The 248-nt window shown below is 60.9% G+C and carries 1 protein-coding gene; it reads right to left on the bottom strand.

Annotated features, from left to right (window positions below; all coding sequences use genetic code 11):
* Positions 1–248: aminotransferase class I/II-fold pyridoxal phosphate-dependent enzyme (locus EOD29_RS33925; protein WP_127248887.1), on the bottom strand; the 248-nt coding region annotated here is incomplete at both ends.

Here is a 248-nt window from a genome sequence, read left to right as displayed (position 1 = left end):
CATCGACCATGACCATCGCGCCGTATTTCTCGGCGAGATCGCAGACGCCGCCCAAATTGGCGATGATCCCGTCCATCGAGAAGACACCGTCGGTGGCGACCAGCCTGAAGCGGCTGCCTTCGGCCTTTTTCAGTTCCTCCTCGAGCGCTGCCATATCGTTGTTGGCGTAGCGGAAGCGCTTGGCCTTCGAGAGCCTCACACCGTCGATGATCGAGGCATGGTTCAGCGCGTCCGAGATGATCGCGTCC

Source organism: Mesorhizobium sp. M1A.T.Ca.IN.004.03.1.1 (assembly GCF_003997555.1).
Lineage (GTDB): Bacteria > Pseudomonadota > Alphaproteobacteria > Rhizobiales > Rhizobiaceae > Mesorhizobium.
Note: the sequence above shows the minus strand (reverse complement) of the source record. Positions and strands in the feature narration are given on the sequence as shown.